Below are 17,788 nucleotides of genomic sequence, written 5' to 3'. Positions count from 1 at the left end.
CATCATCCGAACGTCATAACGACGACATGGCCTCAGTCGACACTGAGGCCATGACGACAGCTCTACACATCGCCCTCATCAGCGAAACCTTCCCTCCTGAAATCAACGGCGTGGCCAATACCCTTGGCCGCTTGTGCGATGGCCTGCGCGCACGCGGGCACCGTGTCGATCTGGTGCGCCCGCGTCAGGCCAGTGATCCGCAGCGCAGTGAAGATGACGCGCTGCTGCTTTGCCGAGGCTGGCCGCTGCCGGGGTATCCGGGGCTGCAATGGGGTCAGTCGTCGATGCACAAACTGCTGCGTCGCTGGAAGCGTCAGCGCCCGGACGTGTTGTACATCGCCACCGAAGGGCCGCTGGGGTTGTCGGCGCTGCGTGCGGCACGGCGTTTGGGCATTGCCGTGGTCAGCGGTTTTCACACCAACTTTCAGCAATACACCAGTCAGTATGGCCTCGGCTTGCTGACGCGAATGCTCACGCATTATTTGCGCTGGTTCCACAATCGCTCGGCCACGACGCTGGTGCCCAGTATCAGTCAACGCCTGGAACTGGAGCGGCGGCATTTCGAGCGTTTGGCATTGTTATCGCGCGGTGTCGACAGCCAGTTGTTTCATCCGAGCAAACGCCTGAATGCCCTGCGTGAAAAATGGGGTCTGGGCGAGCGCGATATCGCCGTGATTCACGTAGGACGCCTCGCCCCGGAGAAAAATCTGCGCTTGCTCAAGCGTACTTTCGACACCCTGCGCAGCAGTTATCCACAACGCAATCTGAAACTGATCGTGGTTGGCGACGGGCCGCAACGGCTAGCGCTGGAAAAGGAACTGCCCGAGGCGATTTTCTGCGGGGCTCAGCGCGGTGAAGCGTTGGCGGCGCACTATGCATCCGGGGATCTGTTTGTGTTTCCGAGCCTGACTGAGACTTTCGGCAATGTGGTGCTCGAGGCGCTGGCTTCAGGATTAGGCGTGGTGGCTTACGATCAGGCTGCGGCGGCGCAGCATATTCGCCATGGCTACAACGGCGTGCTGGCGATGCCGGGTGATGAGCAGGCGTTTTGTGAGGCGGCGGCGTGGTTGCTGGAGGAAGATGAGACGTTGCGCTGTGTGCGGCTGAATGCGCGGCAGCATGCGAGTCGTCAGGGATGGGCGGCGATTATCGAGCAGTTTGAGGGGCACTTGCGCGGGGCTTGTCTGGGGGAGTTGGTGGTGCCTGGGGCTCAGACACTGCCCTGAATCTTTACTGAGTTTGAAGCCGCCATCGCTGGCAAGCCAGCTCCCACAGGTTCACTGGTGTCCACAACAACTGTGATCACCTCAAACCCTGTGGGAGCTGGCTTGCCAGCGATAGCGTCAGTGAGAGCGCTGGTTAAACCAGCGACATCAACGCCTCACGGCTGAATGGCAAGATGTCCTGCTCACGCCCTTCGCGGACTTTCAGCGCCCAATCCGGATCGACCAGCAGCGCACGGCCGACTGCCACCAGATCGAATTCCTCATTGTTCAGACGCTCTAGCAGGTTCTCCAGACTGGCCGGTTGCGCGACCTTGTCGGTATTGACCATGAACTGCAGGAACTCGCCATCGAGGCCGACGCTGCCGACGGTGATGGTCGGTTTGCCGGTCAGCTTGCGGGTCCAGCCCGCCAGGTTCAGGTCAGAGCCGTCGAACTCAGGCTCCCAGAAACGTCGCGTCGAGCAATGGAAAATGTCCACGCCAGCGTCGGACAACGGCTTGAGGAAATCGCCCAGCGCTTCCGGGGTTTGCACCAGACGCGCGGTGTAATCCTGCTGCTTCCACTGCGAGAAACGGAAGATGATCGGGAAACCTTCGCCGACCGCAGCGCGTACGGCTTGAATCAACTCGATGGCAAAGCGCGAACGGTTGGCGAGGCTGCCGCCGTATTCGTCGGTGCGCTGGTTGCTGCCTTCCCAGAAGAACTGGTCGACCAGATAACCGTGGGCACCATGGATTTCCACACCGTCCATGCCGATGCTTTTTGCATCCTTGGCCGCTTGGGCGAAGGCAGCAATCACGTCCTGGATGTCTTGCTGGGTCATGCCGTGCACCACGACCTGACCGTCCTTGAGTTTTTCCGACGGACCGTAACCCGGCACGCTGGCGTCCGGCTCGGTGCCAATGCGGCGCACACTGCCGACGTGCCACAGTTGCGGAACGATCTTGCCGCCTTCAGCGTGAACCGCGTCGACGACTTTTTTCCAGCCGGCCAATGGCGCTTCACCGAAGAACTGCGGCACGTTCGGGTAGCCATTGGAGGCAATGTGACCGACGGTGGTGCCTTCAGTGATGATCAGGCCAACACCGGCCGCCGCGCGACGACGGTAGTACTCGATGACTTTCGAATTAGGCACGCCGCCCGGAGAGAACGAGCGTGTCATTGGCGCCATGACCACACGGGTCGGCAGTTCGAGGGCACCGAGTTGGAACGGTTTGAACAAGGCTTGAACGGGCATCGAAGGGCTCCACGAAAACGTTATCGACAGGGCATAAAACCATATGACGGCGATAATATGCGTCATGACGCCAACACGAAAGCATTATTGATCTGAATGATTAAGGGTCAAAAGGCAGGCAAAAAAAATCGCAGCCCGATGGCTGCGATTTTTGCGGTTCAGCCCAGGGCTTTTTCGATCGCCTGAACAACCGTTGGATCATCCGGCGCCGTGCGTGGCGAGAATCGCGCCAGCACCCGACCGTCCTTGCCGAGCAGGAATTTCTCGAAATTCCAGGTGATGTCACCGGGAAACTCCGCGCCCTCGCCCGCCAGCAAGCGGTACAACTGATGACGATCGTGGCCGTTGACTTCGAGCTTGCTCGACAACGGAAACGTCACGCCATAGTTGAGGCTGCAGAAGTCCTGAATTTCCTGTTCAGTGCCTGGTTCCTGGCCGGCAAACTGGTTGCACGGCAGGCCCAAGACACTGAAGCCCTTGCCTTTGAACTGCTGATAGAGGTTTTCCAGCGCCGCGTACTGAGGGGTCAAGCCGCATTTGGAGGCGACGTTGACCACCAGCACGACTTGGCCCTTGAACGGTGCCAGCGGTAGCTCCTGACCATCCAGGGCTGTCAACTTAAGGTCGTGAAAAGCACTCATGACGTACTCCAGGATTCCCGTGTTCTTCTCGAAACAGCCACTTGGCGAGGCTACCAAGGACAGCCGCGGACTAAAAAGGCGCCCGCAGGCGCCTCTCCAGTTCTCGAAAGCTTAGCGCAGAAAATCAGTGGTGATGGCCACCTTCGCCATGGACGTGGCCATGAGCGATTTCTTCTTCGCTGGCGTCACGGATAGCAACGATCTTCACTTTGAAGTTCAGGCGCTGACCGGCCAGTGGGTGGTTACCGTCGACGGTTACGTCGTCGCCGTCGAGGTCACGGATGGTGACAATTTGCATCTGGCCGTCCGGCGCCGAAGCGTGGAACTGCATGCCGACTTCCAGCTCGTCAACGCCTTCGAACATGCTGCGGCTCAGGGTGCTGACCAGTTCAGCAGCGTATTCGCCGTAAGCGTCTTCCGGTTCAACGGAAACTTCCAGCTCATCACCAACGGCTTTGCCTTCCAGAGCTTTTTCCAGGCCCGGGATGATGTTGCCTGCGCCTTGCAGGTAGACCAGCGGAGCGCCGCCGGCGGAGCTGTCGATGACCTCACCAGCGTCGTTGGTCAGGGTATAGTCGATGGAGACAGCCTTATTGGCGGCGATCAGCATGGGGCGAGACCTTTTGCAGAAGAATATAGAAAGGCCAAGTTTAGCGAAGCAATCGCGCGAAAGCGAACACAACCCGGACAAACGGGTTTCGACGATCACAGGCTTCCATCAAGACGAAGACGGCCATTGGGTGGCCGAGCTTTCCTGTGGCCACACCCAGCACCTGCGCCATCAGCCGCCCTGGCAATCCCGCGCTTGGGTGCTCGACCCGGCGCAACGTATTGAAAAAATAGGCCAACCCTTTGCCTGCGGTTGGTGCGCACAAGGCTCGGTTAGCGCTAACCTTGGCGACTGAATTTCGGCAGATCGTCAGAGATAGATGATCGCCATTGCCATGCAACTTTAGAGAATTCGCATGCAAACTTTTTTTATCGCCCCCACCGATTTTGGTGTGGGTCTGACCTCCATCAGCCTTGGGCTGGTGCGTACGCTTGAGCGAGCGGGTCTGAAAGTCGGTTTCTTCAAACCGATTGCCCAGCCCCACCCAGGCGACACCGGCCCGGAGCGTTCCACCGAACTGGTGGCACGCACCCACGGCCTGAAACCGCCGCAACCGTTGGGCCTGGCCCACGTCGAGCGGATGCTCGGCGACGGTCAGCTTGATGAGCTGCTCGAAGAAATCATCACCCTCTATCAACAAGCCGCCATCGGCAAAGACGTGCTGGTCGTCGAAGGCATGGTGCCGACTCGCAGTGCCAGTTACGCCGCGCGGGTCAATCTGCACTTGGCCAAGAGCCTCGATGCCGAGGTGATTCTGGTCTCGGCACCGGAAAACGAAGTACTCGCCGAACTCTCCGGCCGCGTCGAACTGCAGGCGCAAATGTTTGGCGGTCCGAAAGATCCGAAAGTCCTCGGCGTGATTCTTAACAAGGTCAAAACCGAGGAAAGCATGGACGCCTTCGCCGCGCGTCTTAAAGAACATTCGCCATTGCTGCGCAGCGGGGATTTCCGCTTGCTTGGCTGCATTCCATATCAACCGGAACTCAACGCTCCGCGCACCCGCGACGTCGCCGACCTGATGGGCGCGCAAGTGCTCAACGCCGGTGATTACGAAACCCGCCGGATGACCAAAATCATCATTTGTGCGCGGACCATGCGCAACACTGTCGAGCTGCTCAAGCCCGGCGTGCTGGTGGTGACGCCGGGGGATCGCGACGACATCATCCTCGCCGTCAGCCTCGCGGCAATCAACGGCGTGCCGCTGGCCGGGCTGTTGCTGACCAGCGACACCCTGCCCGATCCGCGCATCATGGACCTGTGCCGTGGCGCTCTTCAGGCCGGTCTGCCGGTGCTGTCGGTGAGCACCGGCTCCTACGACACCGCCAACCTGCTCAACGGTTTGAACAAGGAAATCCCCATCGATGACCGCGAGCGTGCGGAGATCATCACCGATTTCGTCGCCAGCCATCTCGACGCCAAGTGGCTGCACCAGCGCTGCGGCACGCCACGGGAAATGCGCCTGTCGCCGGCGGTGTTCCGCTATCAGTTGATCCAGCGCGCGCAAGCGGCGAACAAGCGCATCGTCCTGCCTGAAGGCAGCGAGCCGTTCACCGTGCAAGCGGCGGCGATCTGTCAGGAACGCGGGATTGCTCGTTGCGTGTTGCTGGCAAAACCAGAAGACGTCGAAGCCGTGGCCCGCGCGCAAGGCATTGTGTTGCCGCCGGGGCTGGAGATTCTCGATCCGGATCTGATCCGCGAACGCTACGTCGAGCCGATGGTAGCCCTGCGCAAAACCAAAAGCCTGAATGCGCCGATGGCCGAGCAACAGTTGGAAGACACTGTGGTGATCGGCACCATGATGCTCGCACTGGATGAGGTCGACGGCTTGGTTTCCGGCGTGATCAACACCACCGCCAACACCATCCGCCCGGCTCTGCAACTGATCAAGACCGCACCGGGCTGCACGCTGGTGTCGTCGGTGTTTTTCATGCTGTTCCCGGAAGAGGTGCTGGTGTACGGCGACTGCGTGATGAACCCGCACCCAAGCGCCACCGAACTGGCCGAGATTGCGTTGCAAAGCGCCGACTCGGCCGCGGCGTTCGGCATCACACCGCGCGTGGCGATGATCAGTTACTCCAGCGGCGAATCGGCGACCGGCGAAGAAGTCGAGAAAGTCCGCGAAGCCACCCTGCTCGCCCACGAACAACAGCACTCGCTGCTGATCGACGGCCCGTTGCAATACGATGCTGCCGCCAACGCAGAAGTCGCCCGGCAACTGGCGCCGAACAGTCAGGTTGCCGGTCGCGCTACGGTGTTCGTCTTCCCCGATCTGAACACCGGCAACACCACGCACAAAGCCGTGCAACGCAGCGCCGATTGCGTCAGCCTCGGGCCGATGCTGCAAGGCCTGCGCAAACCGGTGAATGATTTGCCACGCGGCGCACAAGTCGACGACATCGTCTACACCATCGCCCTCACCGCGATTCAAGCCGCCAACCGACCTATGGATGTGTAAATGCTGGATTTTCTACCTGCACCCGTGCGCGGCGTGATCGCCTCGCTGCTGTTGGCGCTCAACACGATTCTGCTGTGCTCGTTTCTGTTCTGCGTGGCGCTGGTCAAGGCTTTGCCGTTCGCCTTTACTCAGCGCATCGCTGGTTGGCTGATGAGCCACACCCATGAAGCGTGGATCAGCAACAACAAAGGCTGGATGAACCTGGTGCGCCGCACCCGCTGGCACGTCAGTGGCCTGCAAGGTCTGGACTACAAGCACTCGTACCTGATCACCAGCAACCACCAGAGCTGGGTCGATATTCTGGTGCTGCAATACGTGCTCAACCGCCGGATTCAGCCGCTGAAATTCTTCCTCAAGCAGGAGCTGATCTGGGTGCCAGTGATTGGTCTGGCCTGGTGGGCGCTGGGCTTTCCGTTCATGAAGCGCTACTCCAAAGCGTACCTCGCCAAGCACCCGGAGAAGAAAGGCAAAGACCTCGAAACCACCCGCAAAACCTGCGCGAAGTTTCGCCATAACCCGGTGGGGATTTTCAACTTCGTCGAGGGCACGCGCTTCACCGAAGCCAAGCATGCGCAGCAGCAATCGCCGTTCAAATACCTGCTCAAACCGAAGGCTGGCGGGATTGCCTTTGTGCTGGATGCGATGGGCGAGCAACTGGAGTCGATCGTCAACGTGACGATTCACTACCCGGCCGGGCGTCCGGGGTTCTGGGATTTGCTCTGCGGCAATGTGCGCGACGTGGTGGTGCACTTTGAAGAGCTGAAAATTCCGCAGCAATTCATCGGCAAGAACTACGATCAGGACGGCGAGTATCGTTTGCAGTTTCAGGGCTGGATCAATCAGCTGTGGCTGGACAAGGATGCACTGCTCGAACAGATGCACCGCGAATATCCAGCAAAGTCTTGAGGCGTCTGTTCTGCCCTCATCGCTGGCAAGCCAGCTCCCACAGGGTTTTCTGCCTTACACAATATCTGTGTGCGCTGAAAATCACTGTGGGAGCTGGCTTGCCAGCGATAGCAATCTTGAAGCAACAAAAAACCCGCAGACAATCACTCGTCTGCGGGTTTCTTTTTTCAGGCTAAACGCTTAGATCGCACCACGCTCACGCAGCAGATCCAGCACTTGCTTGACGCTGTCTTCCAGACTCAGCGTCTGCGTGTCAATCACCAGATCGGCATTCAGCGGCACGTCGTACGGGAAGGATTCGCCCGGGATGTTGTCGCCAGCGGCGGCATACAGACCTTGCGGATCACGCTCGGCGCACACGGCCGGCGAGGCCTGCACGTAGACCGTCAGCAGACGATCCTTGCCGATCAGATCCTTGGCTTGCTCGCGACCTTCAGCACTCGGCGCGACGAACGCGGCCAGGGTCAGCAGACCGGCTTCGTTGAACTGACGCGCGACGTGCGCGGCACGACGCCAGTTCTCGGTACGACCGGCGCGATCCTGTGGCAGACCTTTGTTGAGGTCGTGACGCAGGTTCTGGCCATCCAGCACAAACACCGCACGGCCCATGTCGAACAGCTTGCGCTCGACCGCATAAGCCAGCGTGCTCTTGCCCGCGCCCGACAGGCCGCTGAACAGCACGGTGGCCGGTTGCTGGCCGAAACGCTGAGCGCGTTCTTCGGTGGCAACGTGGGCCAGTTTGCCGTGGTGCGTGGCGGTGCCGTGAGTCACTGGTTGCGCGACGATCATGCCGGCGCCGACAGTGCCGTTGGTCAAACGGTCGATGATGATGAACGCGCCGGTGGTGCGGTTGCTTTCGTAACCGTCGAGGGCGATCGGCGCGTCGAGCGCGATCTTCACCTTGCCGATTTCGTTGAGCTGCAACGCGCTCGCCGGGCCTTCTTCCAACGTGTTGACGTCGACCTTGTTGACGATGCTGGCGATGGAACCCGGCACGTAACTGGTGGCGCGTTTGATGTCGTATTTCTTGCCCGGCAGCATCGGCTCTTCAGCCATCCACACCAGCATCGCTTCGAAGCTGTCGGTGACCGGCGGCACGTTGTCGGCATGCACCAACAGGTCGCCACGGGAGATGTCGATTTCGTCTTCCATGGTCAGCGTGACGGCCTGACCTGGACCGGCGTGTTCCAGTTCACCTTCGAAGGTGACGATGGATTTCACGCGGCTGCTCTTGCCCGACGGCAGCACCACGACTTCGTCACCCTTGTGCACGATGCCGCTGGCCAGCGTGCCGGCGAAACCACGGAAGTTCAGGTTCGGACGGTTGACGTACTGCACCGGGAAACGCAGATCGGTGAAGTTGCGATCGCCCGCGACTTCCACGGTCTCGAGAATTTCCATCAGCGACTGGCCTTTGTACCAAGGCGAGCGCTCGGACTTGTTCACCACGTTGTCGCCTTTGAGGGCAGACATCGGCACGAAATGCATGCTGGTCGGCTTCATCTTCAAGCCTTCGGCGAACTTCAGGTAGTCTGCCTTGATCGACTCGAACACGCCTTCATCGAAGCCTTTCAAATCCATCTTGTTGATGGCGACGACGATGTGTTTGATCCCCAGCAACGAGGCGATGAAGCTGTGGCGACGGGTCTGGGTCTGCACGCCGTAACGGGCGTCGACCAGAATGATCGCCAGGTCACAGGTGGACGCACCGGTGGCCATGTTGCGGGTGTACTGCTCATGGCCGGGGGTGTCGGCGATGATGAATTTGCGTTTGGCGGTGGAGAAATAGCGGTAGGCGACATCGATGGTGATGCCCTGCTCGCGCTCGGCCTGCAGACCGTCGACCAGCAATGCCAGGTCGATGTCGTCACCGGTGGTGCCGACTTTCTTCGAGTCGCGGGTGATCGCTTCGAGGTGATCTTCGTAGATCATTTTCGAGTCGTGCAGCAGGCGCCCGATCAGGGTGCTCTTGCCGTCATCGACGTTACCGCAAGTCAAAAAGCGCAGCAGCTCTTTACGTTCGTGCTGGCCCAGGTAGGCGAGGATGTCCTCGCTGATCAAATCAGATACGTGCGACATGACAACCCCTTAGAAATAGCCTTGACGTTTTTTGTCTTCCATTGAGCCTGCGCCATCGTGGTCGATGACTCGGCCCTGGCGCTCGGAAGTTCGCGTCAGGAGCATTTCTTGAATGATGTCCGTGAGGCTTTCGGCCTCGGACTCCACGGCGCCCGTCAACGGGTAGCAGCCAAGGGTACGGAAACGCACTTTCTTTTTGACGATGCGCGCTTTGTCTTCGTCGGACAGGTGCTCGAGGATGCGCTCGTCGTCGATCATGATCAGCGTGCCGTTCTTCTCGATCACTTCGCGTTCTGCGGCGAAGTACAGCGGCACAATCGGGATGCCTTCGAGGTAGATGTACTGCCAGATGTCCAGCTCGGTCCAGTTCGACAACGGGAACACACGAATGGATTCGCCCTTGTTGACCTTGCCGTTGTAGACGTTCCACAGCTCCGGACGCTGGTTTTTCGGGTCCCAGCGGTGCTTGCTGTCGCGGAACGAGTACACGCGCTCTTTGGCGCGGGATTTCTCTTCATCGCGACGGGCACCGCCGAACGCTGCGTCGAAACCATGCTTGTCGAGTGCCTGTTTCAGGCCCTCGGTTTTCATGATGTCGGTGTGCTTGGCGCTGCCGTGGGTGAACGGGTTGATGTTCTGCGCCACGCCGTCGGGGTTGATGTGGGTGATCAGGTCCAGGCCCAGCTCTTCGACCATCTTGTCGCGGAACTTGTACATTTCCTGGAATTTCCAGCGGGTGTCGACGTGCATCACCGGAAACGGCAGTTTGCCCGGGAAGAACGCCTTGCGTGCCAGGTGCAGCATCACGGCGGAGTCTTTACCGATGGAGTACAGCATCACCGGGTTATCGAACTCGGCGGCCACCTCGCGGATGATGTGGATGCTTTCCGCCTCCAGCTGTTTCAGATGCGTCAGTTTGTCGACCATGGCTACTCACGAAAGCTTTCTTATGAACGGCCAGCGGGCCGTGTTCGAGCGGGGAATCCTAGCACAGCGACCTCTTCTAATCAGGACGCCAACTAGATCGAAAGGGTATATGAATATGCCCGCTCGTTTGGGCGATTCCCGCTGTAGGAGCTGCCGAAGGCTGCGATCCTTTGATCTGGACTTTTAAAAAACAAGATCAAAAGATCGCAGCCTTCGGCAGCTCCTACACAGGGGAGTGGTGTGAGTCAGATCGGGTTCGGGATGTCGATGAAGATGTGTTCGACGGCGAAGCGTTTCGCCAAATAGTCGCCCAGCGCCTGCACGCCGTAACGCTCGGTGGCGTGGTGGCCGGCGGCGATGAAGCTGATGTCGTTCTCGCGGGCGCTGTGGAAGGTCTGCTCCGACGCTTCACCGCTCAGATACAGATCGACGCCTGCGGCGACGGCCTGATCGATATAGCCTTGGCCACCGCCAGTGCACCAGCCGACCCGACGAATCATCGGATTGCCTTCAATCAGCAACGGTTCGCGGCCCACGACGTCCTGCACCTTGCGGGCGAAGTCGCGTGCTGTCATCGGTTCTTTCAAGGATCCAACCAGGCCGACGATTTTCAGGTTGTCCGGATCCAGCGGGCCTTCGACAGTGATGTCCAGTTGGCGAGCAAGCTGCACGTTATTGCCGACATCCGGGTGCAGATCCAGCGGTAAGTGATAGGCGAGCAGACTGATGTCGTGCTTGAGCAACGTCTTCAATCGGCGCTGTTTCATGCCGGTGACGCACGGGTCTTCGCCCTTCCAGAAATAACCGTGATGCACCAGCACCAGATCCGCCTCGGCCTCGACCGCTGCATCGAGCAACGCCTGGCTGGCGGTGACACCGCTGACAATGCGCATCACCTGCGGCCGGCCTTCGACCTGCAAGCCGTTGGGGCAATAATCGGCAATTTTCGCACTGCCAAGGTAACGGTCGGCTTCTTCGACGAGGGTGCTGAGGGCAACGGCCATGAAAGACTCCTAAATATCCCGTTCCGAGGCACGCGCGGCCTCGTATAATGCGCGACATTATGGGCGGTCTGACCCCGCCTGCAACTTTTCCAGGACGTGCTTAATGTTCAAGGCGCTGCGTTTTATGGGCTGGCCGTTGTTGGCCGGCGTGCTTATCGCTCTGTTGATTATTCAGCGTTACCCGCAGTGGGTGGGGCTGCCGAGCCTCGACGTCAACCTGCAACAGGCCCCGCAAACCACCAGTGTGCAGCAGGGGCCGGTGTCCTATGCGGACGCGGTGACCATTGCCGCGCCGTCGGTGGTCAATCTGTACACCACCAAAGTCATCAACAAGCCGAACCATCCGTTGTTTGAAGACCCGCAATTCCGGCGCTTCTTCGGTGATAACTCGCCGAAGCAGAAACGCATGGAATCGAGCCTCGGTTCCGGCGTGATCATGAGCCCGGAAGGCTACATTCTGACCAACAACCACGTGACCAGCGGCGCGGATCAGATTGTCGTGGCCCTGAAGGACGGTCGCGAAACTCTCGCCCGCGTCATCGGCAGCGACCCGGAAACTGACCTTGCAGTGTTGAAGATCGACCTGAAAACCCTGCCGTCCATCACGGTCGGTCGCTCCGACAATATCCGCATCGGCGACGTCGCGCTGGCCATCGGCAACCCGTTCGGTGTCGGCCAGACCGTGACCATGGGCATCATCAGCGCCACCGGACGTAACCAGTTGGGCCTGAACAACTACGAAGACTTCATCCAGACTGACGCGGCGATCAACCCGGGCAACTCCGGCGGCGCGCTGGTCGATGCCAACGGCAACCTCACCGGCATCAACACGGCAATCTTCTCCAAATCCGGCGGTTCGCAGGGCATCGGTTTTGCCATTCCGGTGAAACTGGCGATGGAGGTAATGAAGTCGATCATCGAGCACGGTCAGGTGATTCGCGGCTGGCTGGGCATTGAAGTGCAGCCGCTGACGCAAGAGCTGGCCGAGTCGTTTGGCCTGTCCGGACGTCCGGGGATTGTCGTGGCGGGAATCTTCCGCGACGGGCCAGCGCAGAAGGCCGGTCTGCAATTGGGTGACGTGATTCTGAGCATAGATGGCGAGCCGGCCGGCGATGGTCGTCGTTCGATGAACCAGGTCGCGCGGATCAAACCGACCGACAAGGTGACCATTCAGGTGATGCGCAACGGCAAAGAGCTGAAGCTCACGGCTGAAATCGGCCTGCGTCCACCACCGGCGCCAGTGAAAGAAAAAGAAGAATAAAGCTTTGTTCGCGCTAAATGCGCGAATAACAGACATTCTCAACAGGCATGTTATATTGTTTCAATTATAGCAATTGGAACAACATAACATGTCGTCTCGAACAAAGGCCTCGCTGCTGGGCTTGAGCCTCGGTTTGCTGGTCGATCCAGCCTTCGCCGAAGAACCAAAACCCCTTGAACTCGACGCCATCAGCGTCATCTCCGACTACGAATCGCCGACCGGCCCGGTCCAGGGCTATCGTGCTACGCGCTCGTCCAGCGCGACTAAAACCGACACGGCGATCCGCGATATCCCGCAGGCAATCAGCGTGGTGCCCGCCAGCGTCCTCAAGGATCTGGGCAGCAGCAGCGTCGAACGCGCGCTGGATTTTGCCGGCGGTGTATCGAAGCAGAACAACTTCGGCGGCCTGACCCTCTACGAGTACAGCGTGCGCGGCTTCACCACCTCCGAGTTCTACAAAGACGGATTCAGCGCCAATCGCGGTTACCCGAGCACACCGGACGCGGCCAATATCGAGCGTATCGAAGTGCTCAAAGGCCCGGCCGCCAGCCTGTATGGCCGAGGCGATCCTGGCGGCACGGTAAACATCGTGACCAAGAAGCCGCAGCCCGAAGCCTTCACCACTCTGCAAACCAGCGCCGGCAGTTGGTACCGCTATCGCACCGCGCTGGACGTCAACACACCACTCGATGAACAAGGTGATGTGCTCTCGCGGATCAACCTCGCGGTCGAAGACAACAACAGCTTTCGCGATCACGTCGACAGCAAACGTGTGTTCGTTGCGCCCTCGATCAGTTGGCAGTTGAACCCGGACACGTCGCTGTTGGTGGAAAGCGAGATCGTTCGTCACAGCTCCACGTTTGATCGCGGCATCGTTGCGCCGAACAACAAATGGAGCGGCGTGTCGCGCTCGACCTTCCTCGGCGAACCCAACGACGGCAACATCGACAACCACAACAATCTGCTTCAGGCCACGCTGGAACATCACCTCAACGACAGCTGGAAATTACGCCTGGCCAGCCACTACAAGGAAGGCAAACTCTGGGGGTTCGCTTCGGAGGCCCGTCCGCTGAATGCCGACGGCCGAACCGTCAACCGCCGCTATCGCGAGCGCGATACCAACTGGCACGACAGCATTACCCAACTGGAACTGCGCGGCTTGTTCGACCTCGGCGCGTGGCAGCACGAACTGCTGATCGGCACCGAGTATGAAAACTTCCGCAAGGACGAGCGCGTCACCACCCTCGCCGGCGGCCCTTACGCCATCGACCTCTACAACCCGATTTACGGCCAGCCGAAACCCAACGGCGCACGCTCCGGCACCGACACCTTCGAACATGTCGAAAGCCATGCGTTGAACCTGCAGGATCAGATCGTCTTCACCGACAAACTGCGCGGGATGATCGGCGCGCGCTTCGAGCATTTCGATCAGCGCATCGACGATCACAGCCGTAACGCCAAGAGCAGCCAGCGCCATGACGCCCTCACCCAGCGTGCTGGTTTGCTCTATCAGCTGACACCAAACACCGGCTTGTTCGCCAACGTCTCGACCTCGTTCAAACCGAACAACGGCCTCGATGCCTCAGGCAAATCTTTCGATCCGGAAGAAGGCGTGGGTTACGAAGTCGGCATGAAGAACGAGCTGTTCGACGAGCGCCTGAGCAGCACCCTCGCCTTCTTCCACATCGACAAGGAAAACGTCCTCGCCCTCGACCCGGGAACCGACACCAGCCGTGCGATGGGCAAGGCGCGCAGTCGCGGTTTCGATTGGCAAGTCACCGGGCAAGTCACCGACGCCTTGCGCGTGATCGGTGCGTTCGCCTACATCGACGCCGAAGTGACCCATGGCGACGCGGTGATTCCCACCGGCAGCCGCATCCTCGGCGTGGCCAAGCGCAGCGGCAGCCTGCTCGGGGTTTATGAATTTCAGGATGGTCATCTGCGCGGCTCGGATGTCGGCGCCGCGTTCACTTATGTCGGCGACCGCTCGGGTGAATCCGGCAGCGACTTCGAATTGCCGGCCTATCACACCGTCGACCTGCTGGCCCATTACAAGGCCAGCGACAACGTCACGGTCGGCGTGAACCTGAACAACCTCTTCGACGAAAAGTATTACGAGCGCTCCTACAGCAACTACTGGGTCAACCCCGGCGAGCCGCGCAACTTCACCGTCAGCCTGACACTCAACTTGTAAAAGGACGTCACCATGCAATACGGCAAAACCTTTGTGCTCTTCGCCGCGCTGTTCGCAGGCGAAGTCTCGGCCCATGGTCTCTGGACCGAACAACGGCGCGGCAACATCGAAGTGGTCTATGGCCACGGCGCCGAAGACAATGCTTTCAAGGCGCAGAAAATCAGCGGCGCCTGGGCTTATGACGCGGGCGGCAAGATGATTCCGGTCAGTGTTGAGCGTCTGGCGGATCACGCCCGTTTGAAACCGTTGAAAACGCCGGCGGTGCTGGCCGTGGCACTGAACAACGGCATGTGGTCGCAAACCGCCGACAAGAAGTGGATCAACGAAGGTCGCAGCAAAGTGCCGGGGGCTGTCGAGGCCACCGAGACGTTCAAATACAGCCTGGCGATTTATCAGCCGGGGGCGAAGTTGCCGAAACTCGATCAGATCAAATTGCTGATCCTGCCGGAGGTTGATCCACTGACAGTCGAGCCAGGCAAATCATTGCCGGTGCGGGTGTTGCTTGATGGCAAACCGGCGGCGGGGGTGAAGTTGATTGGCGACTATCGCAGTGCGCCGAACACCTTGAGTACCGAGACCGACAAGGACGGTCGTGCGCAGGTGCTGGTGAGAAATGAGGGTTTGAATGTGATTGCGGCGCAAGTCGAGGTACCGGTGAAGAACAGTGCGGATGTGAATAGTCGTGGGTTGTTCAGCTCGCTGACATTCCTTGGCGAGCCGCATCACGAATGACCAGATTCAATCCTTGCGGGGGAACGGATTCTCTCGCAAGGATTCGGATGAACGACAATTTATATCCGCCGACTAGTTATATCCAACGCTGACTCTCACTCAACATCGCAAGCAAAAATAGTTCTAAACAACCTGTCAGCTTTGACAGTGCAGATCCGAATAAAAAATCTTAGCTTTACGACTCACTTGGAAAAGTCGGGAGCAGCAAATGGATACCGAACCGATCAATGTCGAATCTCTAACCCAAGAAGGAGCAAACTTAGCTGCAGGCTTCATTACATTTCAACTCGACGATGGTGTAGAAGTCACGATCACTGAGAGGCTCGATTTTAATCCGTTCCCACCAGGAGGCGGATTGATGCTTGGACGATGGGGAGCAAACTCCATTGAGCTGTCATACCCAGGATCCCCCATCAACGTTGCGCAAAAAGCAATCTATAAAAAGGACTTTACTGACCCCTATCTACCATGGGCATTTGTAATGGATGGATTGAAATATTTCGCAACCAAAGGTGTAGTGAACTTCAAGTTGCAGAATGGGGTCGATGCCGTCAAAGGCAGTTACGAATTTGAAACCGAAGACGACCATAAAGTGAAGGGGACATTTGATCTCAAGACTGGTTAACGTAAAAGAAAAAAACACGATGAAAATCCTGCTCCTGCGGGCATTTAGCAAGAGCAGGATTGAATTATCGCTAAAACAATCGCATTGATTTACAACGCCTCCAACCCACAAACCAACGCCACTTCAAAGCCCTCGGCCTGCAACTGCGCGGTCACCCACTCACGGCTCTCGATGACCTGCTCGTTTTTGCAGGTGCTCTCCAAGGCTTACCTAAATGAAATAAAGCCTATGAGAAATAGTTATTAGAACTGTCAGATATGACAGTTAAAACCAATACCAGACCCTATTAACCTTCTCCTACGCCAATTTCAAACCAGCAAGGAGTAAGGAATGGATATCAAATTTGCTGACAAAGATCTAACAACCCAAAAAGCAAGGGGTTTTATAAACGTGAAGCTGAATGGTGTGCCTCAGACCACCGATCAAGTCACACTGTATAGCTTTGGAGATGGCAAAGGCGGGATTATTGCAGGTCTAGGGGCAACTCCAGCAGGTTTAACTTACATGATCTCACTTGGATACCCGGCGAGAGACAAGATCAAGCCAATCGTGCATTTTCCTGAAGACTATTCAGACCCTTACTCCCCTTGGACTTTCAACTGGAATTCAGGCGCACATTATTATGCAGTTAAAGGAACATTGGAGTTGACAAATGAAAACCTGCCAAACTCGGCTACAGGGAAGTTCTCATTCACCACAGAGGGTGGAAGCGAAGTCACCGGCGACTTCTATTTAGTTGCGTTCTGACATTTATTTCAGAGTATAAAATCAAGATTAGAACCTGCTCTTCTCGATACCAAGAGCAGGTTCTTTCTTATAAAAGACCAAGCCGGTTTCTTACAACGCCCCCAACCCATCAATCAACGCCTGATTCTGCTCCGGCGTGCCAATCGAAATCCGCAGGAACTGCGCAATCCGCTCTTGCTTGAAGTGCCGCACGATCACCCCCTGCTCACGCAACTTCGCAGCAAGCCCCGCCGCATCATGTTGCGGATGCCGCGCGAAGATGAAGTTCGCCGCAGAGGGCAGCACTTCAAAGCCCTTGGCCTGCAACTGCGCGATCACCCACTCACGGCTCTCGATCACCAAACGGCACGTTTTGTCGAAGTACTCGCGATCTTCGAATGCCGCCGCCGCGCCGACAATCGCCAGACGATCCAGTGGATAGGAGTTGAAGCTGTTCTTGATCCGCTCCAGCGCCTCGATCAAATCCGGATGCCCGACCGCCAGCCCCACTCGCAGCCCGGCCAGCGAGCGTGATTTGGACAAGGTCTGGGTCACCAGCAGGTTCGGATAACGATCCACCAGACTGATCGCGGTTTCGCCGCCGAAGTCGATGTAAGCCTCATCCACCACGACCACGGAATCCGGACTGGCCTTGAGGATTTGCTCGACCGCTTCCAGCGCCAGCAGGCAACCGGTCGGTGCGTTCGGGTTAGGGAAAATGATCCCGCCGTTCGGCTTGGCGTAGTCGGCCGGGTCGATCTGGAACTGCGCATCCAGCGGCACCGCGTCGAACTTGATGCCGTAAAGACCGCAGTAAACCGGATAGAAGCTGTAGCTGATGTCCGGGAACAGCAACGGCTGATCGTGTTGCAACAAACCGTGGAAAATGTGCGCGAGCACTTCGTCCGAACCGTTGCCAAGGAACACCTGATTGCTCTGCACGCCATAGTAGTTGGCGACGGCAGTTTTCAGCAGATCGCTGTTCGGGTCCGGGTACAGGCGCAGGTTGTCGTTGAGTTCGACCTGCATCGCCGCCAAGGCTTTTGGCGACGGGCCGTAGGGGTTTTCGTTGGTGTTGAGCTTGACCAGTTTGGTCAGCTTCGGTTGTTCGCCCGGCACGTACGGCACCAGATCCTTGACGAACGGGCTCCAGAATTTGCTCATC

General features: G+C 58.3%; 16 protein-coding genes. 9 read left to right on the top strand and 7 right to left on the bottom strand.

The annotated features are described in order from the left end of the window. The first annotated feature begins 26 nt into the window (after positions 1 to 26). Positions 27 to 1,226: a glycosyltransferase family 1 protein gene (locus EJA71_RS27235; RefSeq protein ID WP_158961145.1), complete on the top strand. Its 1,200-nt coding sequence runs from the start codon at positions 27 to 29 to the stop codon at positions 1,224 to 1,226. A gap of 133 nt (positions 1,227 to 1,359) precedes the next feature. Here the strand turns inward: EJA71_RS27235 and EJA71_RS27230 are convergent, their stop codons facing one another. The 3 genes from EJA71_RS27230 to EJA71_RS27220 all read right to left on the bottom strand — a co-directional run bounded on the left by EJA71_RS27230 (position 1,360) and on the right by EJA71_RS27220 (position 3,714). After that, positions 1,360 to 2,463: an NADH:flavin oxidoreductase gene (locus EJA71_RS27230; RefSeq protein ID WP_158961143.1), complete on the bottom strand. Its 1,104-nt coding sequence runs from the start codon at positions 2,461 to 2,463 to the stop codon at positions 1,360 to 1,362. 158 nt (positions 2,464 to 2,621) lie between these two features. Further along, entirely contained in the window at positions 2,622 to 3,104 is a 483-nt protein-coding gene (locus tag EJA71_RS27225) for a glutathione peroxidase (protein WP_158961141.1), read from the bottom strand. Positions 3,105 to 3,228: 124 nt separating this feature from the next. Beyond that, positions 3,229 to 3,714: a peptidylprolyl isomerase gene (locus EJA71_RS27220; RefSeq protein ID WP_158961139.1), complete on the bottom strand. Its 486-nt coding sequence runs from the start codon at positions 3,712 to 3,714 to the stop codon at positions 3,229 to 3,231. Here EJA71_RS27220 and EJA71_RS27215 point away from each other — a divergent pair. From EJA71_RS27215 to EJA71_RS27205, 3 genes are read left to right on the top strand one after another with little or no spacing between them, the layout of a single operon-like run. After that, a complete protein-coding gene (locus tag EJA71_RS27215) occupies positions 3,683 to 4,009 on the top strand; it encodes a DUF3565 domain-containing protein (protein WP_158961137.1) in 327 nt (108 codons plus the stop codon). The genes EJA71_RS27220 and EJA71_RS27215 overlap by 32 nt on opposite strands. Positions 4,010 to 4,069: 60 nt before the next feature. Continuing rightward, complete coding sequence (gene pta, locus EJA71_RS27210; protein WP_158961135.1) at positions 4,070 to 6,169, top strand: phosphate acetyltransferase; 2,100 nt, start codon at positions 4,070 to 4,072, stop codon at positions 6,167 to 6,169. Continuing rightward, on the top strand, positions 6,170 to 7,075 hold the full coding sequence (locus EJA71_RS27205) for an acyltransferase (RefSeq protein ID WP_158961133.1): 906 nt from the start codon (positions 6,170 to 6,172) through the stop codon (positions 7,073 to 7,075). 180 nt (positions 7,076 to 7,255) lie between these two features. Here the strand turns inward: EJA71_RS27205 and cysN are convergent, their stop codons facing one another. From cysN to EJA71_RS27190, 3 genes are all read right to left on the bottom strand, one after another. Beyond that, positions 7,256 to 9,154 (bottom strand): sulfate adenylyltransferase subunit CysN, encoded by a 1,899-nt coding sequence (gene cysN / locus EJA71_RS27200; protein ID WP_158961131.1) that lies wholly within the window; start codon positions 9,152 to 9,154, stop codon positions 7,256 to 7,258. Positions 9,155 to 9,163: 9 nt separating this feature from the next. After that, on the bottom strand, positions 9,164 to 10,081 hold the full coding sequence (gene cysD, locus EJA71_RS27195) for a sulfate adenylyltransferase subunit CysD (protein WP_007912374.1): 918 nt from the start codon (positions 10,079 to 10,081) through the stop codon (positions 9,164 to 9,166). A 245-nt stretch (positions 10,082 to 10,326) separates the two neighbouring features. Continuing rightward, positions 10,327 to 11,085 carry a Nif3-like dinuclear metal center hexameric protein gene (locus EJA71_RS27190; RefSeq protein ID WP_158961129.1) on the bottom strand — a complete coding sequence of 253 codons (759 nt, stop codon included), beginning with the start codon at positions 11,083 to 11,085 and terminating at the stop codon, positions 10,327 to 10,329. Positions 11,086 to 11,188: 103 nt separating this feature from the next. Here EJA71_RS27190 and algW point away from each other — a divergent pair, with 103 nt between their 5' ends. The 5 genes from algW (at position 11,189) to EJA71_RS27165 (ending at position 16,644) form a co-directional block, all read left to right on the top strand. Continuing rightward, complete coding sequence (gene algW, locus EJA71_RS27185; protein WP_158961127.1) at positions 11,189 to 12,346, top strand: Do family serine endopeptidase AlgW; 1,158 nt, start codon at positions 11,189 to 11,191, stop codon at positions 12,344 to 12,346. An 88-nt stretch (positions 12,347 to 12,434) separates the two neighbouring features. Continuing rightward, positions 12,435 to 14,540 (top strand): TonB-dependent siderophore receptor, encoded by a 2,106-nt coding sequence (locus tag EJA71_RS27180; protein ID WP_158961125.1) that lies wholly within the window; start codon positions 12,435 to 12,437, stop codon positions 14,538 to 14,540. Positions 14,541 to 14,552: 12 nt separating this feature from the next. Further along, positions 14,553 to 15,272: a DUF4198 domain-containing protein gene (locus EJA71_RS27175; RefSeq protein ID WP_158961123.1), complete on the top strand. Its 720-nt coding sequence runs from the start codon at positions 14,553 to 14,555 to the stop codon at positions 15,270 to 15,272. Positions 15,273 to 15,480: 208 nt separating this feature from the next. Next, positions 15,481 to 15,897, top strand: a complete 417-nt coding sequence (locus EJA71_RS27170) for a hypothetical protein (RefSeq protein WP_158961121.1) — start codon at positions 15,481 to 15,483, stop codon at positions 15,895 to 15,897. Between the two features lie 330 nt (positions 15,898 to 16,227). Then, the gene (locus tag EJA71_RS27165; RefSeq protein ID WP_158961119.1) at positions 16,228 to 16,644 is read left to right on the top strand and encodes a hypothetical protein; all 417 of its coding nucleotides are present in this window, start codon (positions 16,228 to 16,230) and stop codon (positions 16,642 to 16,644) included. Positions 16,645 to 16,734: 90 nt separating this feature from the next. On the opposite strand, the gene hisC is transcribed toward EJA71_RS27165, so the two are convergent. After that, the gene (hisC, locus tag EJA71_RS27160) at positions 16,735 to 17,787 is read right to left on the bottom strand and encodes a histidinol-phosphate transaminase (protein ID WP_158961117.1); all 1,053 of its coding nucleotides are present in this window, start codon (positions 17,785 to 17,787) and stop codon (positions 16,735 to 16,737) included. Between the last annotated feature and the right edge of the window lies 1 nt (position 17,788).

Origin of the sequence: Pseudomonas sp. PB106, from assembly GCF_009764645.1 — a bacterium.
Classification (GTDB): domain Bacteria; phylum Pseudomonadota; class Gammaproteobacteria; order Pseudomonadales; family Pseudomonadaceae; genus Aquipseudomonas.
Note: the sequence above shows the minus strand (reverse complement) of the source record. Positions and strands in the feature narration are given on the sequence as shown.

What these genes read in the sequence shown, in the direction of transcription:
- EJA71_RS27235 (WP_158961145.1), top strand. Translation starts at nt 27, where the DNA reads ATGGCCTCAGTCGACACTGAGGCCATGACGACAGCTCTACACATCGCC.
- EJA71_RS27230 (WP_158961143.1), bottom strand. Translation starts at nt 2,463, where the DNA reads ATGCCCGTTCAAGCCTTGTTCAAACCGTTCCAACTCGGTGCCCTCGAA.
- EJA71_RS27225 (WP_158961141.1), bottom strand. Translation starts at nt 3,104, where the DNA reads ATGAGTGCTTTTCACGACCTTAAGTTGACAGCCCTGGATGGTCAGGAG.
- EJA71_RS27215 (WP_158961137.1), top strand. Translation starts at nt 3,683, where the DNA reads ATGGAGACAGCCTTATTGGCGGCGATCAGCATGGGGCGAGACCTTTTG.
- EJA71_RS27220 (WP_158961139.1), bottom strand. Translation starts at nt 3,714, where the DNA reads ATGCTGATCGCCGCCAATAAGGCTGTCTCCATCGACTATACCCTGACC.
- pta (WP_158961135.1), top strand. Translation starts at nt 4,070, where the DNA reads ATGCAAACTTTTTTTATCGCCCCCACCGATTTTGGTGTGGGTCTGACC.
- EJA71_RS27205 (WP_158961133.1), top strand. Translation starts at nt 6,170, where the DNA reads ATGCTGGATTTTCTACCTGCACCCGTGCGCGGCGTGATCGCCTCGCTG.
- cysN (WP_158961131.1), bottom strand. Translation starts at nt 9,154, where the DNA reads ATGTCGCACGTATCTGATTTGATCAGCGAGGACATCCTCGCCTACCTG.
- cysD (WP_007912374.1), bottom strand. Translation starts at nt 10,081, where the DNA reads ATGGTCGACAAACTGACGCATCTGAAACAGCTGGAGGCGGAAAGCATC.
- EJA71_RS27190 (WP_158961129.1), bottom strand. Translation starts at nt 11,085, where the DNA reads ATGGCCGTTGCCCTCAGCACCCTCGTCGAAGAAGCCGACCGTTACCTT.
- algW (WP_158961127.1), top strand. Translation starts at nt 11,189, where the DNA reads ATGTTCAAGGCGCTGCGTTTTATGGGCTGGCCGTTGTTGGCCGGCGTG.
- EJA71_RS27180 (WP_158961125.1), top strand. Translation starts at nt 12,435, where the DNA reads ATGTCGTCTCGAACAAAGGCCTCGCTGCTGGGCTTGAGCCTCGGTTTG.
- EJA71_RS27175 (WP_158961123.1), top strand. Translation starts at nt 14,553, where the DNA reads ATGCAATACGGCAAAACCTTTGTGCTCTTCGCCGCGCTGTTCGCAGGC.
- EJA71_RS27170 (WP_158961121.1), top strand. Translation starts at nt 15,481, where the DNA reads ATGGATACCGAACCGATCAATGTCGAATCTCTAACCCAAGAAGGAGCA.
- EJA71_RS27165 (WP_158961119.1), top strand. Translation starts at nt 16,228, where the DNA reads ATGGATATCAAATTTGCTGACAAAGATCTAACAACCCAAAAAGCAAGG.
- hisC (WP_158961117.1), bottom strand. Translation starts at nt 17,787, where the DNA reads ATGAGCAAATTCTGGAGCCCGTTCGTCAAGGATCTGGTGCCGTACGTG.